Annotated in this window: 16 protein-coding genes; 4 read left to right on the top strand and 12 right to left on the bottom strand. The window is 70.0% G+C overall.

Annotated features, from left to right (window positions below; all coding sequences use genetic code 11):
• Positions 1 to 10: 10 nt before the first annotated feature.
• The 7 genes from ACIG5E_RS35950 to ACIG5E_RS35980 are packed head-to-tail and all read right to left on the bottom strand — an operon-like array spanning position 11 to position 8,712.
• A complete protein-coding gene (locus tag ACIG5E_RS35950) occupies positions 11 to 196 on the bottom strand; it encodes an MbtH family protein (RefSeq protein ID WP_396540906.1) in 186 nt (61 codons plus the stop codon).
• Positions 193 to 1,425 (bottom strand): aminotransferase class V-fold PLP-dependent enzyme, encoded by a 1,233-nt coding sequence (locus ACIG5E_RS35955; protein WP_396540908.1) that lies wholly within the window; start codon positions 1,423 to 1,425, stop codon positions 193 to 195. The genes ACIG5E_RS35950 and ACIG5E_RS35955 overlap by 4 nt, the downstream gene beginning before the upstream one ends.
• Complete coding sequence (locus tag ACIG5E_RS35960) at positions 1,425 to 2,708, bottom strand: phenylacetate--CoA ligase family protein (RefSeq protein ID WP_396540910.1); 1,284 nt, start codon at positions 2,706 to 2,708, stop codon at positions 1,425 to 1,427. Before ACIG5E_RS35960 ends, ACIG5E_RS35955 begins: the two co-directional genes overlap by 1 nt.
• A complete protein-coding gene (locus ACIG5E_RS35965) occupies positions 2,705 to 3,718 on the bottom strand; it encodes a TauD/TfdA family dioxygenase (protein ID WP_396540912.1) in 1,014 nt (337 codons plus the stop codon). Before ACIG5E_RS35965 ends, ACIG5E_RS35960 begins: the two co-directional genes overlap by 4 nt.
• The gene (locus ACIG5E_RS35970) at positions 3,715 to 6,819 is read right to left on the bottom strand and encodes an amino acid adenylation domain-containing protein (protein ID WP_396540914.1); all 3,105 of its coding nucleotides are present in this window, start codon (positions 6,817 to 6,819) and stop codon (positions 3,715 to 3,717) included. Before ACIG5E_RS35970 ends, ACIG5E_RS35965 begins: the two co-directional genes overlap by 4 nt.
• Positions 6,816 to 7,409, bottom strand: a complete 594-nt coding sequence (locus tag ACIG5E_RS35975) for a DUF6817 domain-containing protein (protein ID WP_396540916.1) — start codon at positions 7,407 to 7,409, stop codon at positions 6,816 to 6,818. The genes ACIG5E_RS35970 and ACIG5E_RS35975 overlap by 4 nt, the downstream gene beginning before the upstream one ends.
• Complete coding sequence (locus ACIG5E_RS35980; protein ID WP_396540918.1) at positions 7,402 to 8,712, bottom strand: MFS transporter; 1,311 nt, start codon at positions 8,710 to 8,712, stop codon at positions 7,402 to 7,404. The genes ACIG5E_RS35975 and ACIG5E_RS35980 overlap by 8 nt, the downstream gene beginning before the upstream one ends.
• A 650-nt stretch (positions 8,713 to 9,362) precedes the next feature.
• Between ACIG5E_RS35980 and ACIG5E_RS35985 the strand changes: the two genes are divergently transcribed.
• On the top strand, positions 9,363 to 10,166 hold the full coding sequence (locus ACIG5E_RS35985; RefSeq protein ID WP_396540920.1) for a BTAD domain-containing putative transcriptional regulator: 804 nt from the start codon (positions 9,363 to 9,365) through the stop codon (positions 10,164 to 10,166).
• Between the two features lie 233 nt (positions 10,167 to 10,399).
• On the opposite strand, the gene ACIG5E_RS35990 is transcribed toward ACIG5E_RS35985, so the two are convergent.
• From ACIG5E_RS35990 to ACIG5E_RS36005, 4 genes are all read right to left on the bottom strand, one after another.
• Positions 10,400 to 13,123: a beta-L-arabinofuranosidase domain-containing protein gene (locus ACIG5E_RS35990; RefSeq protein ID WP_396540922.1), complete on the bottom strand. Its 2,724-nt coding sequence runs from the start codon at positions 13,121 to 13,123 to the stop codon at positions 10,400 to 10,402.
• A 261-nt stretch (positions 13,124 to 13,384) separates the two neighbouring features.
• Entirely contained in the window at positions 13,385 to 14,824 is a 1,440-nt protein-coding gene (locus ACIG5E_RS35995) for an arabinofuranosidase catalytic domain-containing protein (RefSeq protein WP_396540924.1), read from the bottom strand.
• A gap of 203 nt (positions 14,825 to 15,027) precedes the next feature.
• Positions 15,028 to 16,725: a glycoside hydrolase family 27 protein gene (locus ACIG5E_RS36000; RefSeq protein ID WP_396540926.1), complete on the bottom strand. Its 1,698-nt coding sequence runs from the start codon at positions 16,723 to 16,725 to the stop codon at positions 15,028 to 15,030.
• Positions 16,726 to 17,628: 903 nt separating this feature from the next.
• A complete protein-coding gene (locus ACIG5E_RS36005; protein WP_396540928.1) occupies positions 17,629 to 17,898 on the bottom strand; it encodes a hypothetical protein in 270 nt (89 codons plus the stop codon).
• Positions 17,899 to 18,557: 659 nt separating this feature from the next.
• Here ACIG5E_RS36005 and ACIG5E_RS36010 point away from each other — a divergent pair.
• From ACIG5E_RS36010 to ACIG5E_RS36020, 3 genes are all read left to right on the top strand, one after another.
• A complete protein-coding gene (locus ACIG5E_RS36010; protein WP_396540929.1) occupies positions 18,558 to 18,722 on the top strand; it encodes a hypothetical protein in 165 nt (54 codons plus the stop codon).
• A gap of 174 nt (positions 18,723 to 18,896) precedes the next feature.
• Positions 18,897 to 19,445, top strand: coding sequence for a hypothetical protein (locus ACIG5E_RS36015; protein WP_396540931.1), 549 nt, complete (start codon positions 18,897 to 18,899; stop codon positions 19,443 to 19,445).
• Between the two features lie 15 nt (positions 19,446 to 19,460).
• Positions 19,461 to 20,594, top strand: a complete 1,134-nt coding sequence (locus ACIG5E_RS36020; RefSeq protein WP_396540933.1) for a Fic family protein — start codon at positions 19,461 to 19,463, stop codon at positions 20,592 to 20,594.
• 27 nt (positions 20,595 to 20,621) lie between these two features.
• Here the strand turns inward: ACIG5E_RS36020 and ACIG5E_RS36025 are convergent, their stop codons facing one another.
• Positions 20,622 to 21,464, bottom strand: coding sequence for a helix-turn-helix domain-containing protein (locus ACIG5E_RS36025; RefSeq protein WP_396540935.1), 843 nt, complete (start codon positions 21,462 to 21,464; stop codon positions 20,622 to 20,624).
• Positions 21,465 to 22,383: the final 919 nt, after the last annotated feature.

The raw sequence follows: 22,383 nt of genomic DNA on the forward strand, positions 1-22,383 counted from the left end.
TCTCCTCCTGTCACCGCAGGCTCGCCGGTCGCATGTCGGTCCACACGGCCGCGATGTGCTCCAGGCACTCGGCCCTGGACCCGGTCGGCCCGCCGGTCCGCCAGCCGGCGGGGACGGGCCGCCCGGCCGGCCAGATCGAGTACTGCTCCTCGTCGTTGACCACGACCAGGTAGTTGGCCTCGGACTCCGCGCTCACCGCCGCGCCCCCGTTCCCGCCATCGGTGCCATGCAGGACAGCAGCTCGTCCAGGGCCTGGTAGAAGCCCTCGATCTCGGCGACCTCGTTGTACAGGTACGCCGACACCCGCAGGGTCTCGCCGCCGGCCAGTGCGGTGACCAGCGGCTGGGCGCACATGTGGCCGCTGCGCACCATGAAGCCGTGCGAGTCGCTCAGCAGCCGGGCGATCTCCCCGGCGGGGACGCCGTCGGCCAGCCGCAGGGTGGCGATCGGGATCCGGTCGACCACGTCCGGCGGGCCGATCAGGCGCAGCTCCGGGCGGGTCAGCGCGCCGCCGACCAGGGCGGCGCTCAGCTCGTCGGCGTGCCGGTGGCGGTCCGGGCCGTCCGTCGCCTCCAGGTACCGGACGGCCGCCGCGCAGCCGATGATCGAGGCGATCGGCGGCGTCCCGGCCTCGAAGCGGAACGGGATGCGCCGCTCCACGCTGCCGTCGAGGTCGACCCAGTCGACCATTCCGCCGCCGACCGCGAGCGGGCGCAGCTTCGCGAGCTGCTCGCTGCGGCCGAACAGGCAGCCGACGCCGGTCGGTCCGAGCATCTTGTGCATCGAGAACGCCATGAAGTCGACGCCGAGTTCGTGGACGTCGATGCGCTGGTGCGGCAGCGACTGCGCGGCGTCGAGCACGATCACGGCGTCGCAGGCGGCGCGGATCTCGGCGACGAGTTCGGCGACCGGGTGGAGCACGCCGGTGACGTTGGAGCAGTGGTTCAGGGCGACCACCTGGGGCCGCCCCTCCAGGAGCTTGCGGAAGTGGGCGCGGTCCAGGCGGCCGTGCTCGTCCACCCTGGCCAGGTCGAGGCGGCCGATCCGCCGCCAGGGCAGCAGCTGGGAGTGGTGCGCGTCGAAGCAGCCGACGATGTACGGGTCGTCGGGCAGGTCGAGGCCGCTGGCGACCAGGTTGAGCGCCTCGCTGGTGTTGCGGGCCCAGACCACCTCGTTGGTGGCCGCGCCGATGTGCCGGGCCAGCACCACCCGGGCGGCCTCGTACGCGTCGGAGGCTTCCTCGGAGAGCCGGTGCTTGCCGCGGTGGATGTTGGCGCCGTTGGTCTCGTAGTACTCGGTGACGGCGTCGATGACCGGGCGGGGCTTCAGGGTGGTGGCGGCGTTGTCGAGGTAGGAGATCCGCTGCCCGTCGATCTCGCGCAGCAGCGCCGGGAAGTCGGCCCGGTACGGGTTCTGAGCGGTCATCACGCCCCCTCCGAGGAGATGTGGGAGATGCAGGGTTGGAACTTTCCGCTGCGTTCGCTGGCGATGTAGTCGACGGCCCGGAGCCGGACGGTGGTCGGCGCGAGGGCGTCGGCAAGCCGGGCTTCGAGCGCCGCGAGGTCGGCGGGCTCCGGCTCGGTGTTGGTGACGTAGCGGAAGGTGCAGTCGCCGCTCCGGTCCTGTTCCAGCTGGTAGAGGTCCATCCAGCGCGGGTCGCCGACGGCGGCGTCGACGGACGCGGGGGTGACGACGCCGCCGCCCGGCAGCCGGACCAGGTGGGTGCCCCGGCCCTCGATGCGGACCTCCGGGAGTTCGCTGCCGCACGCGCAGGAGGCGCCCAGCGGGGTGAACCAGTCGCCGGTGGCGTAGCGGATGCGCGGGATCAGGCTGTCGTCGAGCGTGGTGACGTACAGCTCGCCCATCCGGCCGTCCGGCACGGGCTCGCCGTCCCGGACGAACTCGGGGTAGAAGTCGACGTCGTTGATGTGGCGCCGGCCGTGGTGGCACTCGAATCCCAGGTAACCCAGCTCGGACATGCCGATCATGTCGCCGATCGGCACGTCCGGCCCCATGAAGTCCTCGATCTGGCGCCGGGCGATCCGGGTCATCAGGGTGTAGCCGCACACGATGTGCAGCGGGCGGGGCGAGGCGATCCGCCGGCCCAGCCGGCGGGCCGCGCGGGTGAGGAACGCGAAGTGCGTGGGGTCGACGACCAGCATGTCGGGCTGGTAGGCCTCGATCTCGTCGAAGGCCTTGGTGAGCTGCCAGTCCGGGGTGGCCAGCAGGTCGTGGGCGACGGTCAGCACCAGGGTGCCGTCCGGGAGGGTCCGGTCCTCCATCGAGGAGAAGCCCGTCGCGCATTCGACGTCCGAGCAGTTCGGCGGCGCGAACCGGCAGATCCTGGGGCGCGCGCCCGGCCGCCACAGCGAGTCGAAGCGGCGGTTGACGCCGAGCGCGGTCGCCTGCCGACGCGCCAGGTCGTAGGACAGGATGGCGCTGTTCAGCCGCTCGCCGGACGTCCCGGAGCTCTGGAAGCGCATCACCCCCACGGAGCTGAGGGTGTATCCGCCGGCCAGCACGCCGGCCGGGAAGTTGCGCCGGTAGTGGGCCTTCGCGGTCGGCGGGATCCGCCGGAAGTCTGCCGGGTCTTTGATGTCCTCGGGCCGCAGGCCGTTCGCGACCATGTGGTCGCGGAAGAACACGGTGTTCTCGAACGCGTAGACGATCTCGTCCCGCACCGCTTCGAAGCTCGCCAGGTCGGTCACGTCATGGCCACCATCAGCGAGCGGTCGCCGGAGTACGGCCTTCGCCCGTGGGCGAACTGCTCGTTGTCGACGACCAGGACGTCGCCGGCCTGCCAGGGGAAGGCGATCTCCTCGGCGGCGTACACGGCCCGGATCTCGGCGAGGTCGGCCGCCTCCAGCGGCGAGCCGTCGCCGTACATGGCGTTGCGCGGCAGCTCGTCCTCGGAGAAGCTCTCGCGCAGTTCGCGCTCGACCTCGGCGGGCAGCGAGCTGACGTGGAACAGGTGCGCCTGGTTGAACCACACCTGCCGCCCGGTGGTCCGGGACTTGGTGCTGGCCTGGACCACCTGGCGGGTGCGGAGCCGTTCGCCGCCGAGCCACTCGACCTGGATGCCGTGTTCGGCGCAGTAGGCGGTGACCTCGTCGCGCTCCTCGGTCTGGAACGCCTCCTGCCAGCTCAGGTCGAGGCCGTTGCCGAAGTTGCGCACGTACATGACGCCGTGCCGTTCGAAGCGCTCGCAGGTCGCCGCCGACAGGCGCTCGTACACCCGCGCGCTGTCCGCGAGCGGCGTCTCGCCGCCCTCGGCCGCCGGGACGACGCTGGCGAAGAACAGCGTGGCCGGCCACGCGTCCGCGTAGGACATCTCGTTGTGCAGCGGGATGGCCTGGTCGGCCGGGTACTCGGTGGAGGTGAAGACCTTGCCGTCGACCCGGGTGCGGGGCGTGGAGCGGTTGGTGTAGTCGAGCAGCTCCCCCGACATGGCGGTGGCCAGGTCGGCGAGCCCGGCCGGGTCGAGCGGGCTGAAGCCGCGCAGCAGGACGGCTCCGTGCTCGTCGCGCAGCCGCTTGAGGGTGTCGCCGGAGCCGGACAGCCAGTCGCGGGCGTCGAGCCCGGCGACCACCGGCTCGCACCGCATCGCCCGGGTCCCGTCGAGCAGCGGGGCGGTCCGTACGAGGTCGCCGCCGCCGACCGACACCGGCTTGCGCTGCCGGCTGAACCGGCTGGTCGTCCCGGTCTGTTCGGACGTCATTCCCCCGCCTCCTTCTTCTTCAGGAGCTGGTCGATCAGCTCGGCGAGCTCGGACACCACGGGCCGCTGGAACAGGTCGCGCAGCTTGACACTGACCTTGAACTCCAGGCGCAGCTTCGCGATCAGCTGGGTGGCGAGCAGCGAGTGCCCGCCGATCTCGAAGAAGTCGTCCTCGACGCCCACCCGGCTCAGCAGCAGCACCTGCGCCACCACGGCGGCGACGGCCCGCTCGGTGCCGGTCCGGGGCTCGACGAAGGAGCCGGCGGCCGCGTCGTAGGAGCCGGGTTCGGGGAGCATCGCCGCGTCGATCTTGCCGGTGCTGGTGAGCGGGAAGGACTCCAGCGCCACCAGGTGCGCGGGGATCATGAACTCGGGGAGGCGTTCGGCCAGGAACTCGCGGAGCCACTCGGCGGATCCGCGGCTGCCCTCGGCGTCGATCAGGTAGCCGATCAGGTGCGCGGCCATGCTCTCGCCGGTGTGCACGACCAGGCTGCCCGTCACCCGGGGGTGCTGCCGCATGACGGCCTCGATCTCGCCGATCTCCACCCGGAAGCCGCGCACCTTGATCTGGCGGTCGATCCGGCCGAGGAACTCGACGCTCAGGTCGGGCAGCAGCCGGGCCCGGTCGCCGGTGCGGTACATCCGGGCGCCCGGGGCCTCGCTGAACGGGTCGTCGAAGAAACGTTTCTGCTCCCCCGTGGTGCCGGTCAGGTAGCCCTGGGACACCGAGTTCCCGCCGATCCACAGCTCGCCGGGGACGCCCACCGGCAGCGGTCGCCCCTCGGCGTCGAGGACGTAGGCGCGGGCGTGCCGCATCGGCCTGCCGAGCGGCACGGTGGAGGTCAGGGCGGCAAGCTCGTTGCCGGTGACCTGCCCGCAGAGCACGCCGACGGTGGTCTCGCTCGGGCCGTAGTGGTTGTACAGCCGGCAGTCGCCCAGGAAGGTCCGGATCATGTTGAACGCGCCCCAGGCGAACGGCTCGCCGCCCAGCACCAGCGCCTGACGCGGGATCAGCCGGACCGGGTCGTCGGCGACCGCGAAGACGGCCTCCAGGTGGGACGGGGTGATCTTGAGGAGGTCGTACTCCTCCTGGGCCAGCAGCTCCGCGAGCGCCTGCGCGTCCGCCGAGACGTCGGCGGCGACGACCCGCAGCCGGCCGCCGGTCATCAGCGGCGGGAACAGCGCGGTGTTGCCGAGGTCGGTGCCCAGGCTGCTGAGCGCGACCGCGTCGACCTCGCCGTCCAGCCCGAGCCGGTCGAGGACGCCGTCCAGGTAGGCCGCGAGCTGCCCGTGCCCGACCAGCACGCCCTTCGGGGTGCCGGTGGAGCCGGAGGTGAACAGCACGTACGCCAGGTCCTCGTCGGCGCTCTGCACGTCGAGGCGGCCGGCGTCGTGCCGCATACATGCTGTCAGATCCCTGTCAACCAAAATGACGTCGCAGTCCGCGGGCGGCTCCGCGTCGGCGGTGGCGACGACGTGGCGCAGGCCGACGGCCTCCGCGATGGCCGACCGGCGCTTGGCCGGCAGCCGGGGGTCGACCGGGACGTAGCCCGCGCCGGCCTTGGCGATCGCCAGCATCGCCACGATCGCCAGGTCGGACCGTTCGAGGCAGAGGCCGACCGAGCCGCCGGGGGCCACGCCGCGGCCGGCCAGCTCACGGGCCAGGCGGTTGGCCGCCTCGTCCAGCTCGCGGTAGCTCCAGGAGCGGTCGTCCGTCCGCAGCGCGGTGCGGTCGGGGAAGCGGTCGGCTGCCTGCTCGACCCGCCGGTGCCAGTGCGCGGGGCGCTGCGCCGGGGGCTGCGCGGCGTTGGCGGCGGCGACCAGCTCGCGGGCGGCGTCGGCGTCGAGCATGGCGACCGAGCCGACGGTCGCCGAGGTGTCGCCGGCCAGGGCCGTCAGCGCGGCGCGCAGACAACAGAGCAGCGCCTCGGCGCCGCCCTCGGCCAACCCCAGGACCTGGTGGCGCACTTCGATCCGGATCCCGTCGCCGGTGCGGCGGGCCCGGACGGCGACCTTGCGGGCGTCGCCGGCCGCCTCCACCCACAGGTCCGCGTACGGCAGCGCCGCGTCGGACGGGAACTCGGCCGGCTCACCGAAGGCGAAGCCCGTGACGCCGGCGGCGCGCTGCGGGAGCGCTTCCGCGAGGCTGTCGGCGAGCTCCGCGGGCGCGGCCAGCTCCCGGTTCACCGCGGCCAGCAGACCGGCCAGCGCGGTGTCGGCGGACACCTCGATCAGGACCGGCAGCGGGCTCTCGAACTGGCCGACGGCCGTGGCCAGTTCGCTGAACCGGCGGCCCGGCAGCATGGCGTCGACCGCGAGCGACTCCGGCCGCCCGGTGGCGTGCCAGAGCGCGACGATCCAGCCGGTCAGCAGGACGCCGCGCAGGCCGTCCTCGGACGGGCCGGCGAGGTCCCGCAGCGACTGCGCCAGCGGCGCCGGGACCGTCCATGCCGTGCTCTCGTGGCCGGTCTCGGTGGACCGGAGTTCCAGCGGCAGGCGCAGCGGCGGCAGGGCGGTCAGTTGCGCCCGGCGCTCGGCCGCGGCCTCGGCCTGCTCCGCCGCCGGGGCCGCCTCCTCCAGCTGGACCTGCGTGTAGTCCGCGTACTGGACGATGTCCTCACGGCTCCACGACGCGCCGTCCAGCTGCGCGCCGTAGGCCTGCTGGAGGTCCCGGAAGAAGACCTCGGCGGACGCCTCGTCGATGCTCAGCCGGGGCGCCGAGAGGACCAGCGACCGGCTGCCGTCGGCGTGGGTGAACAGGACCAGGCGCAGGGCGTTCTCGAAGCCGTCCGCGGCGGACTCGGCGCGGACCAGGGCGGCCAGGGCCGCGTCGTCGCCCGCGCCCTCCGCCAGCTCGGTCCGCGGCTCGTCCTCGATCACCATCAGCCGGGTGCTGTTCTCGCCGAGGACGGTGCGGTAGGCGGAGCGGAGGCTCTCGTGCGCCGCGGCCACGTCGTGGAGCGCGCGTTCGAGCACTGCACGGTCGAGCGGGCCCGCGAGGCGCACCCCGGCCACCGTGCGCCCCGGCGCTCCGGCGGGGGCGAGGCGAAGGAGCCGCTCCTGCTGGCGGGAAAGACGGAAACCCTCCCAGGACTGCGTCACCGGTTCTCCTCCGGATCGATCCACAATTCGCCTCCAGTGAATGTGTTCCAGGTCTTGATCGTGTCCGGGCCGAAGTACTCGGCCGCCATCTTCCAGAACTCCGCGTATTCCGTCGGAAGGTCCACCAGGGTGTGACCGACCTGGGGGGGCATGTGCGCCAGGACATCGCCGAGCTTCAGCCGGAGGATGTCCAGGTACTGTTCGCGGTCCAGCGGTATTTCCTCGCCGGTCCGGCGGTCCTTCAGTTCGGGCGTCCCGCTCGGCCGCATGATCCGGCGGAAACTCTTTCCGAGTGAGGCGTAGCTCATCACGGAGAAGGTGAAGATCACCTTCTCGACCTCGGGGCCCACGATCTCCCGGACCACGACCCGCTTGCTCTCCGGAATGGAGTCGGGGTCGTCGTTGTGCAGGCCCTCGGTGCCGTAGGAGCCGTGGAAGAGCCCGGCGAGGCAGACGGGCTCCTTCGCCTTCATGTCCTGCAGAATGGCGCAGGCGCGGAACATGTGCTCCACCAGGGTTCCATCCTGGTGCGCGACCTTGTGCATACCCAGTCGCACCAGGTCGTTCCGATATGTCTCTGGATCAAACACTCGACACTCCCTCCTTGCTCTCCTGAGTGCTGTCGCCGATGTCGAGATCGGAGACGGTTCGAATGCGCGGGAACGGCGAGAGGAACGTCATGGCGGCGGGGACGAGGAATCCGACGCCGATGACGGCCAGCGTGGTCCGGCCGCCGAAGGCGTCGCCCAGGAAGCCGGCGGTGAGCGCGCCGATGGGCAGCGTGCCCCACACCACGAAGCGCATGGCACCCGTCGTCCGGGCCATCAGATGGGCCGGGGTGATCATCTGACGGATGCTGATGACGTTGATGTTGAACAGCGGCTCGGCCGCGGTGACCAGCAGGTATCCGAGCGTGAGCGCGGCGATCGCCAGGGGCGACCGGCCGCTGGACATCGCCAGGAACAGGCCGCCGAGGCCGCCGACGCACATCGACAGCACGATGCACCAGCCCAGGCCGCGCCAGGCGATGATCCGCGCCACCACCAGGACCGCGAGGAACGAACCCACGCTGCCCACGAAGACGACCACCGCGACGGTCGCCGAGCTCAGCTTCAGCTCGCTCTCCAGATGCACGAAGAAGATCGTGATCAGGGCGCTGGTCAACAGGTTCCAGGTCGCGGCGATGGCGGCGTTCCAGCGCAGGAAAGCCGATTCGCCGACGAACCGGAGACCGGCCTTGAAGTCCCGCCAGATCGTCGAGCCCTGCCGACTGGCCGGCCTCCGGTCGGGCGCGCGGATCGCGTGCACGAACAGTGCCGACAGGGCGTACGAGGTGGCGTCCACCAGGATGGCGATCGGCGCCGACACGGCCTTCAGCAGCACCGCGGCGAATCCGGGCCCGGACATGTTGCCGATCGACCTGCTGGTCTCCAGCCACCGGTTCGCCGTCAACAACTCTCCGGCGACGACGACATCGGTCAGGGTGCTCTGATAGGCGATGTCGAAGAAGACGGTGCACGAGCCGACCACGAAAGCAACCGCGAACAGCCACTCGATGGTCAGGGAGCGCGAGAACATCAGCACCGGAATCAGCAGCAGCGTCGCGGCCCGGACCCAGTCCATGATGATCAGCACCCGGCGCGAACGCCAACGGTCGATCAGGACGCCGGCGAAAATGCCGAACAGCAGGAACGGCGCGCGCGACAGCGCGTTCAGGGTGCCCACTTCCGAGGCGCGGGCGTCCAGAACGGCGAGGGCGGTCAGCGGAAAAGCGATGAGACTGACCTGTGAGCCCATGATCGAGATGGACTGCGCACTCCAGAGCCTGCGGAAGTCCGGCCGTTCCGCGGCGAACGACCACCATTTCTTGCCGCCTGCCGCCTTACCGGTCATCGGTCTTCCGCAGATTCTCCCGAACCTCCACGAGAAACACAGACAATCAACACCTCTTGGTCACCGCGCAGGGCGGAGCACCCCACGACGCCCGGTGCTTGATCGTGCCCAGTTGTGCTTCCCGGCCGCTTCCGGGCCACTTCCACACCGATTCGCCCACCGCGCCGGCCCGCCCGGCCCGCACCCGGCCACCCGCCCTTGACCGGCCATTGACCGATTGATCAAGTCTGCTTACGCTCTGTATTGTTAGGGTCTTGACAAGCCCATCCGCCCGTTGGAAGCTCCGGGGGTCGCCGACCACAGATCTCCGCCGCCCTCCGCGGGAGACTGGACCGGCTCATCGACCTGACGGGGGTGCGTGTGGTGCGGGAGGACATTGCCATCACATCGCCGGCGGGCATCACCATTCGTCCCGGCCCGCCCCGCGGGCCCCTTGTCGACTGACATTCGTCGACGGCCTTGCCATCCGGCCTGTCCGGCTGTGGAGTGTCCGCCGTAACCGACGTTCAAGCCGAGGAGACTCCCCGCCCGCAGGTGTCGATCACACCTGCCACCGGGGATCACCGCCGCCGTACCGCGTCGACGCGCCCACCGGCGCGACCGACCGCGGGGCATCCGCGGCCCAGCCCGACAGGAAGGTGGGACAAGAGGTGGGAACTCCGCAGCAGGGTCTGCGATTCGGAATTCTCGGCCCCGTCGTGCTCTGGCACGACGACCGGGAGGTCGACCTGGCCACACGCCCGTCACGCACCCTGCTGGCGCGCCTCCTCCTCGCCCTCGACCGGGCCGTGCACGTCGACATCCTGATCGACGCCGTCTACGGCAGCAAGCCGCCGCGATCGGCACGCAACCAGATCCAGAAGAGTGCCTGCGAGCTGCGCGCCAAGGGCGTGGAGCTCACCGCCCGGGACGGCAGCTACCTGCTGAGCTCTACCCCGGAGGCCCTGGACGCCGAGAAGTTCGGCGAACTCGTCGACCAGGCACGGTCGTTATCGGATCCCCAGGAACGCGCCAACGCGCTGCGGCACGCCGACTCGCTGTGGCGCGGCCCCACGCTCGACCGCCTCGACGCCAGCGTGTTCCGCTCCGCGGCCGCCGAGTGGGACGAGAAGCGCCTGGTGGCGGTGATCGAACGCATCGAGGCCGAGATGCTCTGCCACCAGCACCGCCAGGTCATCCCCGAACTGCGGCGGCTGATCATCGAGCACCCGCTCAACGAGAACCTCCACACCCTCTTCATGATCGCCTGCTACCACGCCGGCCGGATCAGCGAAGCGGCCCGCTGCTACTCCGCCCTGCGCGTCCAACTCGCCGAGGAATTCGGCATCGACCCGCCCGCCGCCCTCCAGGAGGTCCACCGCATGATCCTCCGCCAGGACCCCGACCTGATCCGCATCACCACCCTCCACCAGGTCGAAGCCCTCGCCGAGGGAGCCCTCACCCACGCCTCCTGACGCCGGCCGCGCCGCCGCGGACTAGGAGCTGTCCGGCCGATCATTTGACTTTCGCTTGCCCTGGTCGTTGATTCGGGCACGGGGCGGGGTGATCTGACGGATACCGAGCGGGAACGGCTGCGGCCGTTCCCGCCGGTCAGCAACAGGCGTTGTGGCCGGTGGCGGGACCACCGGCAGGTGATCGACGGCCGCGGTCGCCCTGCGGCGACCGCGGGAGCCGACGCCGGATCAGATCAGATGAACCGCCACAGGTGGTCGCTGGTGCCGTTGTCGTCCCAGAGCACGGCCTGCGCTCCCAAGGCGGTGGAGGCACCGGAGATGCCGAGAACGCGGCCGCTGGTGGCGCACTGGATCCTGAAGGTGTCGCCACCACCGTGGCGCAGGCGCCACCGGTGGTCGGCGGCGCCGTTGTCGGCCCACTGGACGATCCGGGCGCCGTTGGCGGTGCCGCCGTTCTCCACGGCGAGGACCTTGCCGCTGTTGGAGTTGCGCAGGCGCAGGTAGCCGCCGGTGTCGAGGACGGCCGTCCAGAGGTGGTCGGCGGTGCCGTTGTCGTCCCACTGGATGGCGAGGCCGCCGTCGGCGGCGGACATGTTCTGGATGCCGAGGAGCCGCCCACTGGCGACGTTCTGGATCCGCCTGGCACCGACGGGGGCGAACTGCCACTGGCCCGCGGCGGCACCGCCGTCGGGCAGCTGTACGGCTGCGGCGCCCTGGGCGGTGGAGCCGCCGGCGATGCCGAGCAGCTTGCCGGTGTGGACGTTCTGGAACTCGTGGTAGCCGTTGCCGGCGTCGACGACGGTCCACCGGTGGTCGGCGGTGCCGGTGTCGTCCCACTGGAGGATCGGGGCGTTGTCGGCGGTGGACATGTCCTTCACGCCGAGGACCTTGCCGCTGTTGACGTTGCGCAGCCGTAGTGCGGTGCCGTCGACGACGAGGGCCCAGTCGTGGTCGGCGGTGCCGGTGTCGGCCCACTGCAGGGCGAGGCCGCCGTCGGCGGTGGACATGTTCTGGATGCCGAGGACGAGTCCGCTGGCCGCGTTGACCAGACGGAAACCAGCACTGTCGGTCCGCCAGTAGACGGTGTAGTTGAAGTCCTGGGCGTCGTGGAACGGGCCGAGGTCGACCGTCGCTCCGTTGGCGGTGGCCGTGAAGGCGAGGGAGGTGCTGCTGGTCCGGGTGATCGTGGCGGCGTCCAGGGCCGGCAGGGCGGACAGCGTGGTGCTGCCGTAGTTGCCGGCCAGGACGACGGGGCCGTAGGTGATCGCCGCGACACCGGGGCTGTCGTTGGCGGCTTGGAGGGCCACTCGCATGGGGAGCTTCACGGTGACGGTGTCGCCGGAGACCCAGGACCGGGTGAGGGTGGCGTACGTGCCCGGGGTGGCCGCGACGCTCTGCGCGACGCCGTTGACGCTGACGCTGGCGCCCGAGGTCCAGCCGGGGATGCGGACGCGCATGGACCACGTCCCGTCGACACTGCCGGTGACCTTGAGCGTCGTGGTGTCCTCGGCCGGGAACGCGGTGGTCTGGGTGACCGTGATGCCCCGCTGGGTCCAGTCCAGGACGGACGGGAGGAACAGGTTCACCGTGAGGGTGGTGCCGTCGTGGAAGTAGATGGAGTCCATCAGCTTGGTGTTGGACTCCATCCCCGTTCCCTGGCAGCACCAGAACGTGCCGTAGTCGGTGCTCCAGGTGCCGCCGCCCCAGGCCGGGCCCTTGCCCCGGCGTCCGCCCGGGTTGAGGGAGCTGAAGTACGTGATGTGGCCGTGCGGGTCGGCCGGGTTCTGGGCGCCGATGACGTGGTTGAGCAGCGCCTTCTCGTAGAAGTCGAAGTACGAGGCCCGGTCCGGGCTCAGCTGCCACAGCTCCCGCGTCAGCTTGAGCATGTTGTAGGAGTTGCAGAGCTCGCAGGTGTCGTCGGTGAGGTAGCCGGAGATGGCGTTCGGGGCCCGGAAGTGCTCCGCCTGGCTGTTGCCGCCGATGGCGTAGGTGTGTGAGCCGGTGGTGATCGCCCAGGCGTTGGTGGCGATGTCGCGGTAGCGGGTCGTCCCGGTGGCCTTGTACTCGCGGACGGCTCCGATCCACTTGGGCACCTGCGTGTTGGCGTGCAGTCCGTTGAGCTGGTCCAGGTTCGCGGCGAGCGGATCGAAGACCGCGGCGTGGTCGAACCGCTGAGCGGTGGTCAGCCAGCGGGTGTCACCGGTCTGCTGGTAGAGATCGGCCAGCACCTCGTTCATGCCGCCGAACTCGGTGCCCAGCATCGACTGCATCGTGCTGTAGCCGAGCGCGGCGGTGCGGCGGTCGACCCAGCCGGCGAGCGCGAGGAGCACGTCGCGGGCCTGGGTGTTGCCCAGGAGGCGCCACACGTCGAGCAGACCGGCCATGGTCTTGTGGACGCAGTAGTACGGGACGTTGCCGTTGCTCAGCTTGCCCGCTTCGAGGTTGGCGAAGTCGGCCTCGGGGAAGCCCGAGAGGTAGCCGGCGGAGAAGCCCGCAGCGGCGTTGTTGGCCTGGCACTTGGCGAGTTCGGCCACCATCTGGTTGGCCTTGTCGCGGCAGGTGGTGTCCCCGAGTGCGGTGGCGGCCTGGGCCCACGCCGAGAGGAAGTGGCCCTGCACGTGGGTGCGGAAGGGGAACCCTGGGTCGTCCCACCCCCCGTTCGCCGCAGCAGAGTGGGTGGGTAGCCGGTGGTTGGCGCGGAAGTTGTACAGCAGGCGGTCGACGTCGATGAAGCGGAGGTAGGCCAGGGTGCGGTCCTGGTTGTCGAGCCATCGGCTGCTGGTGAGCCGGACCTGACCCAGCTCGAACGGGACCGTCGACACTCCGACGTCGGACCTGACCCGGGGCGTCTCCGCCGCGGCGGAGACGGGGCTGAGGACCGGGCCGGCAGCCGCGGCCACGGCTGCGACGCCGGTCGCCTTGAACATGGCACGGCGGCTGAAGTTGTAAGCCGGCATGGCGAACTCCATGGTGCATAAGAGGAGAAAGCGGGGGAGTGCAGCGGCCAAGGGAGCCGCACACAAGGGCTGTTCGGCTCCGACCGGCTACCGCAGCTTGGTGCGGCGCCCGCTTGTTGCAGAAGTGTTAACGCTCACAAATTGGCGTGTCAATACTCTCGACGGGCAGTGCCGGCGAAGTCGGCGCGCCGGGTGGGGCACGGGAACGCGGTCACCGCGGCCCCGTAGCGGAGATCAGCCGGGGAGCCCTTCGGGCGGAAGTCATCCGAGCTTCCACTGCTGGTTGCTCTGCCCGTCGCAGGCCCACAACTGGACCAGTGCGCCGTTCGCCGTCGACGCTCCACTGACGTCCAGACAGAGTCCGGACTGAACACTGGTGATGGTGCCGTCGGCATTTCGGGTCCACTGCTGGTTGGACTGTCCGTTGCAGGGCCAGGTGATCGCCTTCGTGCCGTTGACGGTGCCCCTGCCGCCGGCGTCCAGGCACATCTGGCTGCTGCCGGAGTACACCGTCAGCTGGCCCGAGGAGGTGGCGGTCCACGTCTGGTTCGCGGCTCCGGAGCAGGAGTGGATTTGGGCCTGGGTGCCGCTGGTGGTGGAGTTGGGAATGTCCAGGCACTTCGCGGCGCCGACGGCGTGCAGCGGGCCGGTGTCGGCGCCGCCGCCGGAGCCGGCGCTGTAGCCGGCCGCCGCGATGTCGGCCTGGGCGGCGTTGTCGGTGGCGTCGGACGGGTAGCCGCTGACGACGGCGCCTTCGTAGAAGGTGCCGAGGCTCTGGTTGGTGTTGCCGGCGCAGCAGTCGCCGCCGCTGCCCAGGATGATGGCGCCCTGCTGCTTCATCGGGCTGTAGCCGGGCGGGAGCGCGCCGTTCCAGAGCGTCGTGAGCCCGCCGGACTGGGCGTCACCGCCCTTGAGCGCGAACCGGGAGGTGCCGTTGTTCTTCAGCATCGCGGTGACGTAGCGGCTGGAGAAGGCCCGCTGGTTCTGGTTCCACGACGAGCTGCCGCCGGAGTACAGGCCGTACTCGAGGTCGGCCTGCACCCACGGACCGGTCCCCGAGCAGCCGCCGAACCAGCAGCTGGTTCCGAAGTAGATGGCGTCCATGGCACCCGGACCGTCTGCCTTGCGGTCCGTCTCGCTGTTCCCGTAGTCGAAGCAGCAGCCGCCGTTGACGTGAGTGCCGCTGGTCACCATGTACGCGCCCTGGGGGGCACTGCCGAGCGGCATCCCGGAGGAGGACCCGTTGTGCCAGTAGCTGTTCCCGGGGTTGATGTAGAGCGAGTACGCCTTGGCGCCGCCGAGCGTGAGGGCCTCGCTGGTCGCGCTGGCCGGGGTGTCACTGCCTCCGGCGCCCCCGGGGCCCTGGTAGGCGAGGTCGTTGCCGTGCCCGGACTGGTCGAAGATCACTGTGACCACGCACGAGGTGCCCGCGCAGAAGGCGTCCTGGGTGGCCGCGTTGGCGACGCCCCCGGCAGTGACGACGCCGACGTTCTGCGTCCTGCTGTCCGAGCTCCGCCGGACCTGGTAGAGCGCTCCGCTGTACGTCGAGTAGAGCGCACGGGTCGTGGAGTGCGCGGCCACACAGGGAGTCCCGCCTGCCGCGTAGATGTCACACGGGCCGGCGGTGGCGGCCCTCGCGCTGCCGGCGAGGGGTCCCGCACCGGTGAGACCGCCGACGACCAGCAGGATCGTGGCGGCCACGCGGATCAGCGTGCCGAGCCGGTGGTGAAGCGGAGGCACGATCCTCGGTCGTCGTTTCGGGCCTTGACTGTCGCGCATCTGAGCTCCCTGCAGCTCGTCGGGTGAACTCGGGCGAACGTGGTGTGATGGACGGTGCAACTGCCGTGCTGCCTCACGAGGGTTGGGAACTCGGGGACAGCACGGCAGTTGCGCCCGGTGACCGCTCAGACGGCCCAGTGCTGGTTGGTCTGGCCGTTGCAGGTCCACAGGTCGATCAGGGCGCCGTTGGCGGTGGATCTGGCGGTGACGTCGAGGCAGAGTCCGGACTGGGCGCTGGTGATGGTGCCGTCGGCGTTCACCTTCCACTGCTGGTTCGCCTGGTTGTTGCAGGTCCAGATCTCGACCTTGGTGCCGGGCGCGGTCTGGCCGTTGTACGCGTCCAGGCACATCTGGGAGCCGCCCGAGGAGACGGTCAGCTGGCCGGAGGAGGTGCGGGTCCAGGTCTGGTTCGGTTGGCCGTTGCAGTCCCAGATGATCACCTGGGTGCCCGGGGTGGTAGCCGAGTTCGGCACGTCCAGGCACTTGCCCGCGCCGACCGCGCGCACCGGGCCGGCCGGGTTCGTTCCGCCGCTGGTGCCGCCCGAGACGCGGAACATGGTGGTGCCGTGCGCCGGAACCGAGGCGCTGATGGTGCCGGTGGTGGTCGAAGTCGCGCCGGACCACAGGTCGGTGAGGCTGTAGCCGGAGGCGCCGGTCTTCCCGATCGCGGCGGCGGAGGTGCTGATGGTCGCGGTCGATCCGGTCTCGTTGAACAGGGCCACCGAGACGTCGCCGTTCGCCAGCGGCTTGGCCAGTACGTCGAGACCGCCGGCGGAGGACATCAGGGTGCCCTGCTTGCCGAGCGGGTCCTGGTCCACCGCGATCACCCGGGCATTGGTGAGCGTGGCCAGGGTGGCCGGGCCGGCCGAGGTGATGTTGGTGCCGGCGATCAGCGGAGCCGCCATCTCCGCCCACAGGCTGAACTCCGAGCGGGCCTCGGTGTCGGTGAGCGGGCCGTTGCCGACCTCCAGCATGTCCGGGTCGTTCCAGTGACCGGGCCCGGCGTAGGCGGCCAGCTTCACGTTGCTGTGGAAGATCGACAGCATGCTGGAATAGCTGGCGTTGATGTCGCCGGTGGTGCGCCAACTGTTGCCGACGCCGGCGCCCCAGGTCCACACGCTGTCCTCGCCCCAGTTGCACAGGCTGAACACGATGGGCCGGCCGGTCGCGGCCAGGGCGTCGCGCATCGTGGTGTAGCGCTCCTGCGCGGGAGCCTTGGAGCCGTTGGGGCAGGTGTTCAGCCAACAGCCGGGCCCTGCATAGCAGTTGTCGTACTTCAGGTAGTCCACGCCCCAGGCGGCGAAGGTCTGCGCGTCCGTGGTCTCGTGGCCGAGGCTGCCCGGGAAGCCGGCGCAGGTTTGCAGTCCGGCGTCCTCGTAGATGCCCAGCTTCAACCCCAGCGAGTGGACGTAGTCGGCGGTGCCCTTGATGCCGTCCGGGAACTTGTCGGGATCAGGTACCAGGCGCCCGTCGGAGCCCCGGGTGTGGGTCATCCAGCAGTCGTCGATGTTGACGTACTCGTACCCGGCGCTCTGCATGCTGTTGTTGTGCATGGCCAGCGCCGTGCTCTTGATCAGCGACTCGGAGACGTTGCAGCCGTATGCGTTCCAGTCGTTGAAACCCATCGGCGGCGTGGTCGCCAAACCGTTACTGAGGGCCGCAGCCGGCGGGGCCGCGCCCACGGCCGCAGCCGGCGGGGCCGCGCCCAGGGAGAGCAGCGGAATCGCCAAGGACAGGAGTAACGCCGAGAGTACGCAGGCAAGCGTCCTCCGCAGCCGTGTGCGCGCCGGTGGCCGGGTGGCGCGCAGGTCCGCGTGGAGCATGTGGTCGCCTCCTGATGGAGTGGTGGGGGAGGTGTCTGTTGCTCGCGGTTCGGCATGCCATCCAATCTCTTTGTGGGCATGACAAACACGTTTCGGTGGATGGGTGGATGGCCCCTCAGTTGCGGGGTGGGGACTCCGAGAAGACTCGATTGCGCAGCGAGATCGCCGCGTGAAGAAAGGGAGTACTGCGCGCCGGTATTTCCGGTGCGGCTTCCCTGGCATATCGGGGTGGCGAATCCAACCCGGATCTCCGGTTCGGCGACGTGGGTGCCAGAAGAAGCGGAAGAAGCCGGCGAGTCGGCGTGGCTCCTCGCTCGCCGTCCGGCCGCGCAGCACCCCGTCCGGCCGCACGAGGCCCGCCGGTGGCCGGTCGTGGCGGTCAGGTCCGCATGTCGGCCTCCCGGTCGGCGGTGGATTCGACGAGGAGTGTTAGCGCTAACAATCCGTCGTAAAAAGATCGCCGAGGTGAATGTCCCCGGCGTTGGCCAATGGGAGCATCCAATACCCCGCGCGCAGTGTCAACCCTTCTTGCAACAATGCGCGCCTCTCGGTGGTCTGAATCGCCCCCGGGTTCGGCAGGGATTTCAGGTTGCGGCTGTGACCAGAGGTTTCGTCTTCGTCAGCTCGTAGTTGGTCCCGTACTCGACGGGCGGGATATGGCCCGTCTCGCCGTGGAGTCTGCGGTGGTCGTGCCGGTCGACCCATACCCTCGGCTCGGGTGCCGGGCGGTGAGCTCGGCCGCGGCGTCCCCGGCGAGAACCGGAGGAGTTCGCGTTCCACGTGCTCGCCGGGGCCCCGACGACCGGCCCGCTCATGCGTCCGAAGCGCGGTGCCCGTCGTCGCTCCGTCGGAGCGCGGCGGCTCCGCCTCCCGCGGAGGAGGCCGCTGGTACTGCGGCGACCTCTATGAGAGGTCGGAATCCGGGGCCGCTCCGGCGCGTGAATCCGTGGTGCGGGGCCGGGCGGGGACGGAGTGCTTGGCGGGGTTGTAGCGCAGGCCCCAGGAGCGGACGGCGGCGTTGAGGGCATTGCGCAGGGTGGAGACGATCCGGTAGACGGTGACCTTGCCGCGCTTGGCCTTGCGCTGGGTGGCGATCCAGCGCTCGATGTGCTTCGGTCCCAGGTCGAGGAGCCGGAGGCGGCCGAATGCCGGGCGAGGTCGCGCTCGACGCACGCCGCATAGCCGGCGTACGTGTTCGGTGCGAGGTGCGGCTGTCGCGTGGCCAGCCACTCCCGCAGGAAACTTGCCACCGTCGTGCGGCGGTCCTCGTAGACCCCGCGCAACTCACCGTCCAGCACCGCCGCCATCTCCCGCGCCGCCTTGGCACGGCTGCCGAAGCCGCCACGGCGACGGACCCTGCGTCGGCCCGCCTCCTTCGCGAGATCGACGGCGTACGTCCACGTCCCGTGCTTCAGGTCCCCGGCCAGCCGCGGGCACCACGGCCCCAACTGCTTCTGCTTCCCGTCGCTACAACCGCACCGCCGGTAGACCCGACCCCGCTGCGCACGCTGTCCCATGAGCTTCCCCTTCTCTCGGACTGGTGGTCCCGGGACCAAGGCTCGCCGTCCCGTCTGGTGTGGCGAAAGAGCATGCGAGGCGGGGCGCGAAGCGCGAAGGTGCTGGTCAGGGAGGGACACGCTCAAGACGACACGCCGTATCGAAGATCAGGTTCTGTGGTCGGCGGGTAGGGGCTGCTGATCCGCCCAAAACTGGCCGTTGCGGCTCAAATGTCAAGACACGAGAGCGGTAGCGGAGAAGTGGTCAGACCCCCTTGTCGGCGCATGCTTTCATGGCGCATACAAACAACCTCCGGTTTGAGATCCGGAGAGTCCATGCGCGCCATCCGTGCCGTTCTCACCATCCTGCTGCCAACCGTCGCATTGGCGGGCCTCACCGCAACGCCCACCTACGCCGCCGACAAGAAGGAATACGACTGCCTCGGTGTGGCTGCGGCCCCCGACTCGTCGACGGCTGGGTCGAGTGGTACGCCGACCTGACCTGCGACGGCGACGACTGGATGCCGAAGTATGTGGAGGCATCGCTGGAAAAAGCCACCAAGGACGCGCACCAGCAGAAGTACTCGGTCGGCGTGGAACTGCCTTGCGCCTGACCGGCTGATCTGACGGAGCGGCCTCCGGCCGCTCCGCCTGCACGTGGCCTGCGTTCGCACAATGACCGAAAGCAGCCCCACCCTGATCGTTCTCCGAAGGCCGGAAACGCTCCTGAGCGACGCCGATACGCGCCTCTCCCATGGCGGCATCCTCACTACGCCCTCGGGTCTACTCACCATCCTGGTGCTTGAGCATCCAGGGCCTCCACCACCGGACGGGGACACTCCTCCCTGGACGGTTTACCTTGCGAGGCCAGGTCACCGTCACGCGACGCTCGCCCTGCCCGACAGCTTCAGCGTCGCAGGGAGCGGGGTGCAGTTCACAGTCTTCAACTTTGGGCCGGTGCCCGACCCTGGGGACCTGTGGATGGTGATTCACCACCCGCAGTTGCCGCACTCGGTGAGCCTCGGCCTCGGGTCGGCACCGGCGCAGTCGGCGACCACGAGATGGCTTGCTGAGCCAGACGTGCTTGCCTCGCCCGGCTCACAGCCGGCCCAGGTCTGGCACACCGGATTGCTTCGTATCGGTGACCTTCTCTTCACGCACCTCGAAGCCAGCGCCGACGACCCAGGACTGGTCCCCGCGTTTATTGACGTGATGATTCCATGATGGTGTCATTGAATCGTGCTGTACTCGCTGCCTGAACTCGAAGATGCCGACCGGACTGTCCTCGCGGAGATTGAGGGCATGCGGGATCGGCTACGTCTGCATCTGCGCACGCCCCGACGATGGGAGGGGCAGTTGCGGCGCAACCTGACCGCGCGGGCGATCGCCGGGTCGAACACGATCGAGGGCTACGCGGCGAGCGTGTCGGATGTCGAGGACATCATGGTCGGTGAGGCCCCGATCGAGGCGAGCGACACCGTCGCGGTCGAGATCGAGGGCTATCGGCAGGCGATGACCTACATCCAGCGCCTGGCCGAGGCCGGTGAGGACTTCGCGTACAGCAAGGGGCTGCTCAACGCGCTGCAGTTCATGATGCAGGGCCACCACCTGGCCAAGCGCCCCGGCTGGTGGCGCACCGGTCCGGTGTACGTCACGTCGGCCGAGGATCCCACCATCGCGGCCTACACCGCGCCGGATGCCGACCTGGTGCCGGTGCTCACCGGTGAGCTGGTGGATTGGCTGAACGAGGGTGACCTCGATGCGCCCGGACTGGTACGGGCGTCGATGGCCCACCTCAACCTGGTCGCGATCCACCCGTGGTCGGACGGCAACGGGCGGATGTCCCGTGCCCTGCACACCCTGGTCCTCGCGAGGGAAGGGATCATGGCGCCGGAGTTCTCCAGCATCGAGGAGTGGCTCGGCCGGGCCCGCAACACCTACCGCTACTACGACGTACTCGGTGAGGTCGGCGGCCCCGTCTGGACCCCCGGGCGGGACACCCTCCGGTGGGTCCGGTTCTGCCTGCGTGCCCACCACCAGCAAGCCCAGAGTGTCGAGCGGCAGGTGAACAGTACCCGCGAGGTCTGGACCGCCCTCGACGAGGCTATCGAGCAGCGTGGCTGGCCCGACCGCATGCTCTACGCCCTTTACCCCGCGGCCATGGGCAACCGCCTGCGCCGGGCCACGTACCAGGCCGACGCCGAACTGAGTGAGCAGCAGGCCCAGCGTGACATTCGCGAGCTCGTCCGTGCCGGCTGGCTCGCGGCGAAGGGCGAGGCCCAGGGCCGCTACTACCTTGCAGGCCCAGACCTTCCCGAGGAGATCACACGCGGGGTCCGTGAGCCTCGGCCGCTGCGCGACCCCTACGCCTGACGCGGCAAGCGCGGAGAAGACGGATCCTCACCAGCGCCGGCCGCGGGTCCTTCCGTTGCTGGGCCGGTAGGCGTCCTTCACGATCTGAGCAAGGTCGTCCTCGCTGAACATGCGGTGGCTGCCGATCTCCCGGTACGGCACCCGGCCGGCGGCCGACTCGGAGCGCAGCCAGGCCACGCCCACGCCCAGGCGCTTCGCGGCCTCCGTGATCGAGTACAGCAGGGGTCCGCCGCTCTTGGCTTTGTCGTTGGCCGGGGGAGCCTTGGGCTTGTTCCTGGACTCGGGCAGCCCGGTGGGCAGGTCGAGCGCCGCAGCCTCCGCGGCCGCGAGGAGTACGCCGAGTCCGCGCAGGCGGGCCCCGTCACCGACTCCGTCGTTGGGCCCTGGCAAGCCCAGGGCGCGCCGAGCCTGCGTAGCCGGATCCTCGGAGGGCAGGAGCAGGGAAGCGAGCCGGTAGTCCTCTTCGGTCATCGGGGCCTTGGCCTCGAAGGCGCGGAAGAGCCGCAGACGTTCGCTCTGCAGCGCGCGCTTGTCCAGACTCCGGATGCTCTCGCGCAGCTCCTCCCAACTCGCGTGCGCCTGCACGGCCGCCAAAGCATAGGAGGCAACGTCCGCGCCAGGGTTGGCCTTCACTCGTCGGTGCTGGTAGCAGACCTCCATCCCGGCCTCGACCGGGACCTTGCAGGGGAAGCCGTAGAACGAAGCGACCGGCTCGGGACAGCGCGGCCTGTCACGGGCCAGCGAACGGTCCGTTCCCGCTCGGATCTGCCGGATCTGCTCCGCGGCGTTCTTCAGCGCCGGCTTGGGGACACCCCATGCCTTCGCGGCATCCAAGGGACTGAGGTGATCCAGCGCGCGCATGCGCTCCATCGGGGTTCCTGCGCCGTCCATAGGGCCTCCTGCGTAGTTGTCAACGGCCTCATCGTCACTGCCTCGTGGCGTCTGCGTTCGGAGTCGGCTGATCTCGACCGACATATATCCAAGCGTGGTCACACCTGCTCCGTTTCGGTTCGTTCTCCGGCGAGGACTGCCCGCGTCCGGTACGTCGACGCAGGCAGATGAGTGCTTCTGGCGGCACGCCGTTCCGAGCGAACACGTTCCGTGGTCAGCAGGAGGAGTCCCCCGCTCCGCACTCGGCGGACCGGGCCAGCCAGCGGGGTCGTAGGCGCGACCGCCAGGTGCGGAAGTCGAGCGAATTCCGAAGGGGCGTCGGATATTCGCTGGAGTTCGCGGGCCTGGGGATGGCCTGATGCGGCGTGGGTGACCTGCGCGCAGGCTTGGGTCGAGTCGTTCGGAAACGTCAACATCCGTGCTTCTTAACTGCGGCTTCCGCTGCTGACCGAGGTCACTACCGCCTCGGGGCCGGAGGACAGGTCGAGCCCCTCCGGCCCGCAAGGCGGCCAAACGTCTGCGACCGTGTGGCAGTGGGCCGCTCCGACGCACCTGCTCAAGAGCCGGTGGGCGCCACCGCGGCTCCGCCGCCAGTGGCATGTCATCGTCGCCACGGGGGAGTTCTTGGAGCTGGCCTGATTGGGCCCGGTCGAGGGCTCGGGCGAGGGCGTTGACGGCCTGGTCGGCGGAGTCCTTGAGGAGGTGACCGTAGAGGTTGATGGTGGTGGCGAGGGTGGTGTGGCGGGTCTTGGAGACGATCGCGATGTGCTTTCGGCGATCATGATGCTGGCGGCGGTGTGCCGCAGGTCGTGGGTGCGCCGTGAGGCGCTGTGGTTCGAGTGGAGGTGAGAGACCTTCACCGCTGATCCTGTCGCAGCAGGACGGTGGAGCTGGGGGC

This window comes from Kitasatospora sp. NPDC053057, assembly GCF_044546945.1.
Lineage (GTDB): Bacteria > Actinomycetota > Actinomycetes > Streptomycetales > Streptomycetaceae > Kitasatospora.

Bases quoted from the DNA above. Each gene is read 5' to 3' on its own strand.
- ACIG5E_RS36025 (WP_396540935.1), bottom strand. From the start codon at position 21,464: ATGGAGCGCATGCGCGCGCTGGATCACCTCAGTCCCTTGGATGCCGCG.
- ACIG5E_RS36010 (WP_396540929.1), top strand. From the start codon at position 18,558: ATGCGCGCCATCCGTGCCGTTCTCACCATCCTGCTGCCAACCGTCGCA.
- ACIG5E_RS35955 (WP_396540908.1), bottom strand. From the start codon at position 1,425: ATGACCGCTCAGAACCCGTACCGGGCCGACTTCCCGGCGCTGCTGCGC.
- ACIG5E_RS36015 (WP_396540931.1), top strand. From the start codon at position 18,897: ATGACCGAAAGCAGCCCCACCCTGATCGTTCTCCGAAGGCCGGAAACG.
- ACIG5E_RS35980 (WP_396540918.1), bottom strand. From the start codon at position 8,712: ATGACCGGTAAGGCGGCAGGCGGCAAGAAATGGTGGTCGTTCGCCGCG.
- ACIG5E_RS35990 (WP_396540922.1), bottom strand. From the start codon at position 13,123: ATGCCGGCTTACAACTTCAGCCGCCGTGCCATGTTCAAGGCGACCGGC.
- ACIG5E_RS36000 (WP_396540926.1), bottom strand. From the start codon at position 16,725: ATGCTCCACGCGGACCTGCGCGCCACCCGGCCACCGGCGCGCACACGG.
- ACIG5E_RS35965 (WP_396540912.1), bottom strand. From the start codon at position 3,718: ATGACGTCCGAACAGACCGGGACGACCAGCCGGTTCAGCCGGCAGCGC.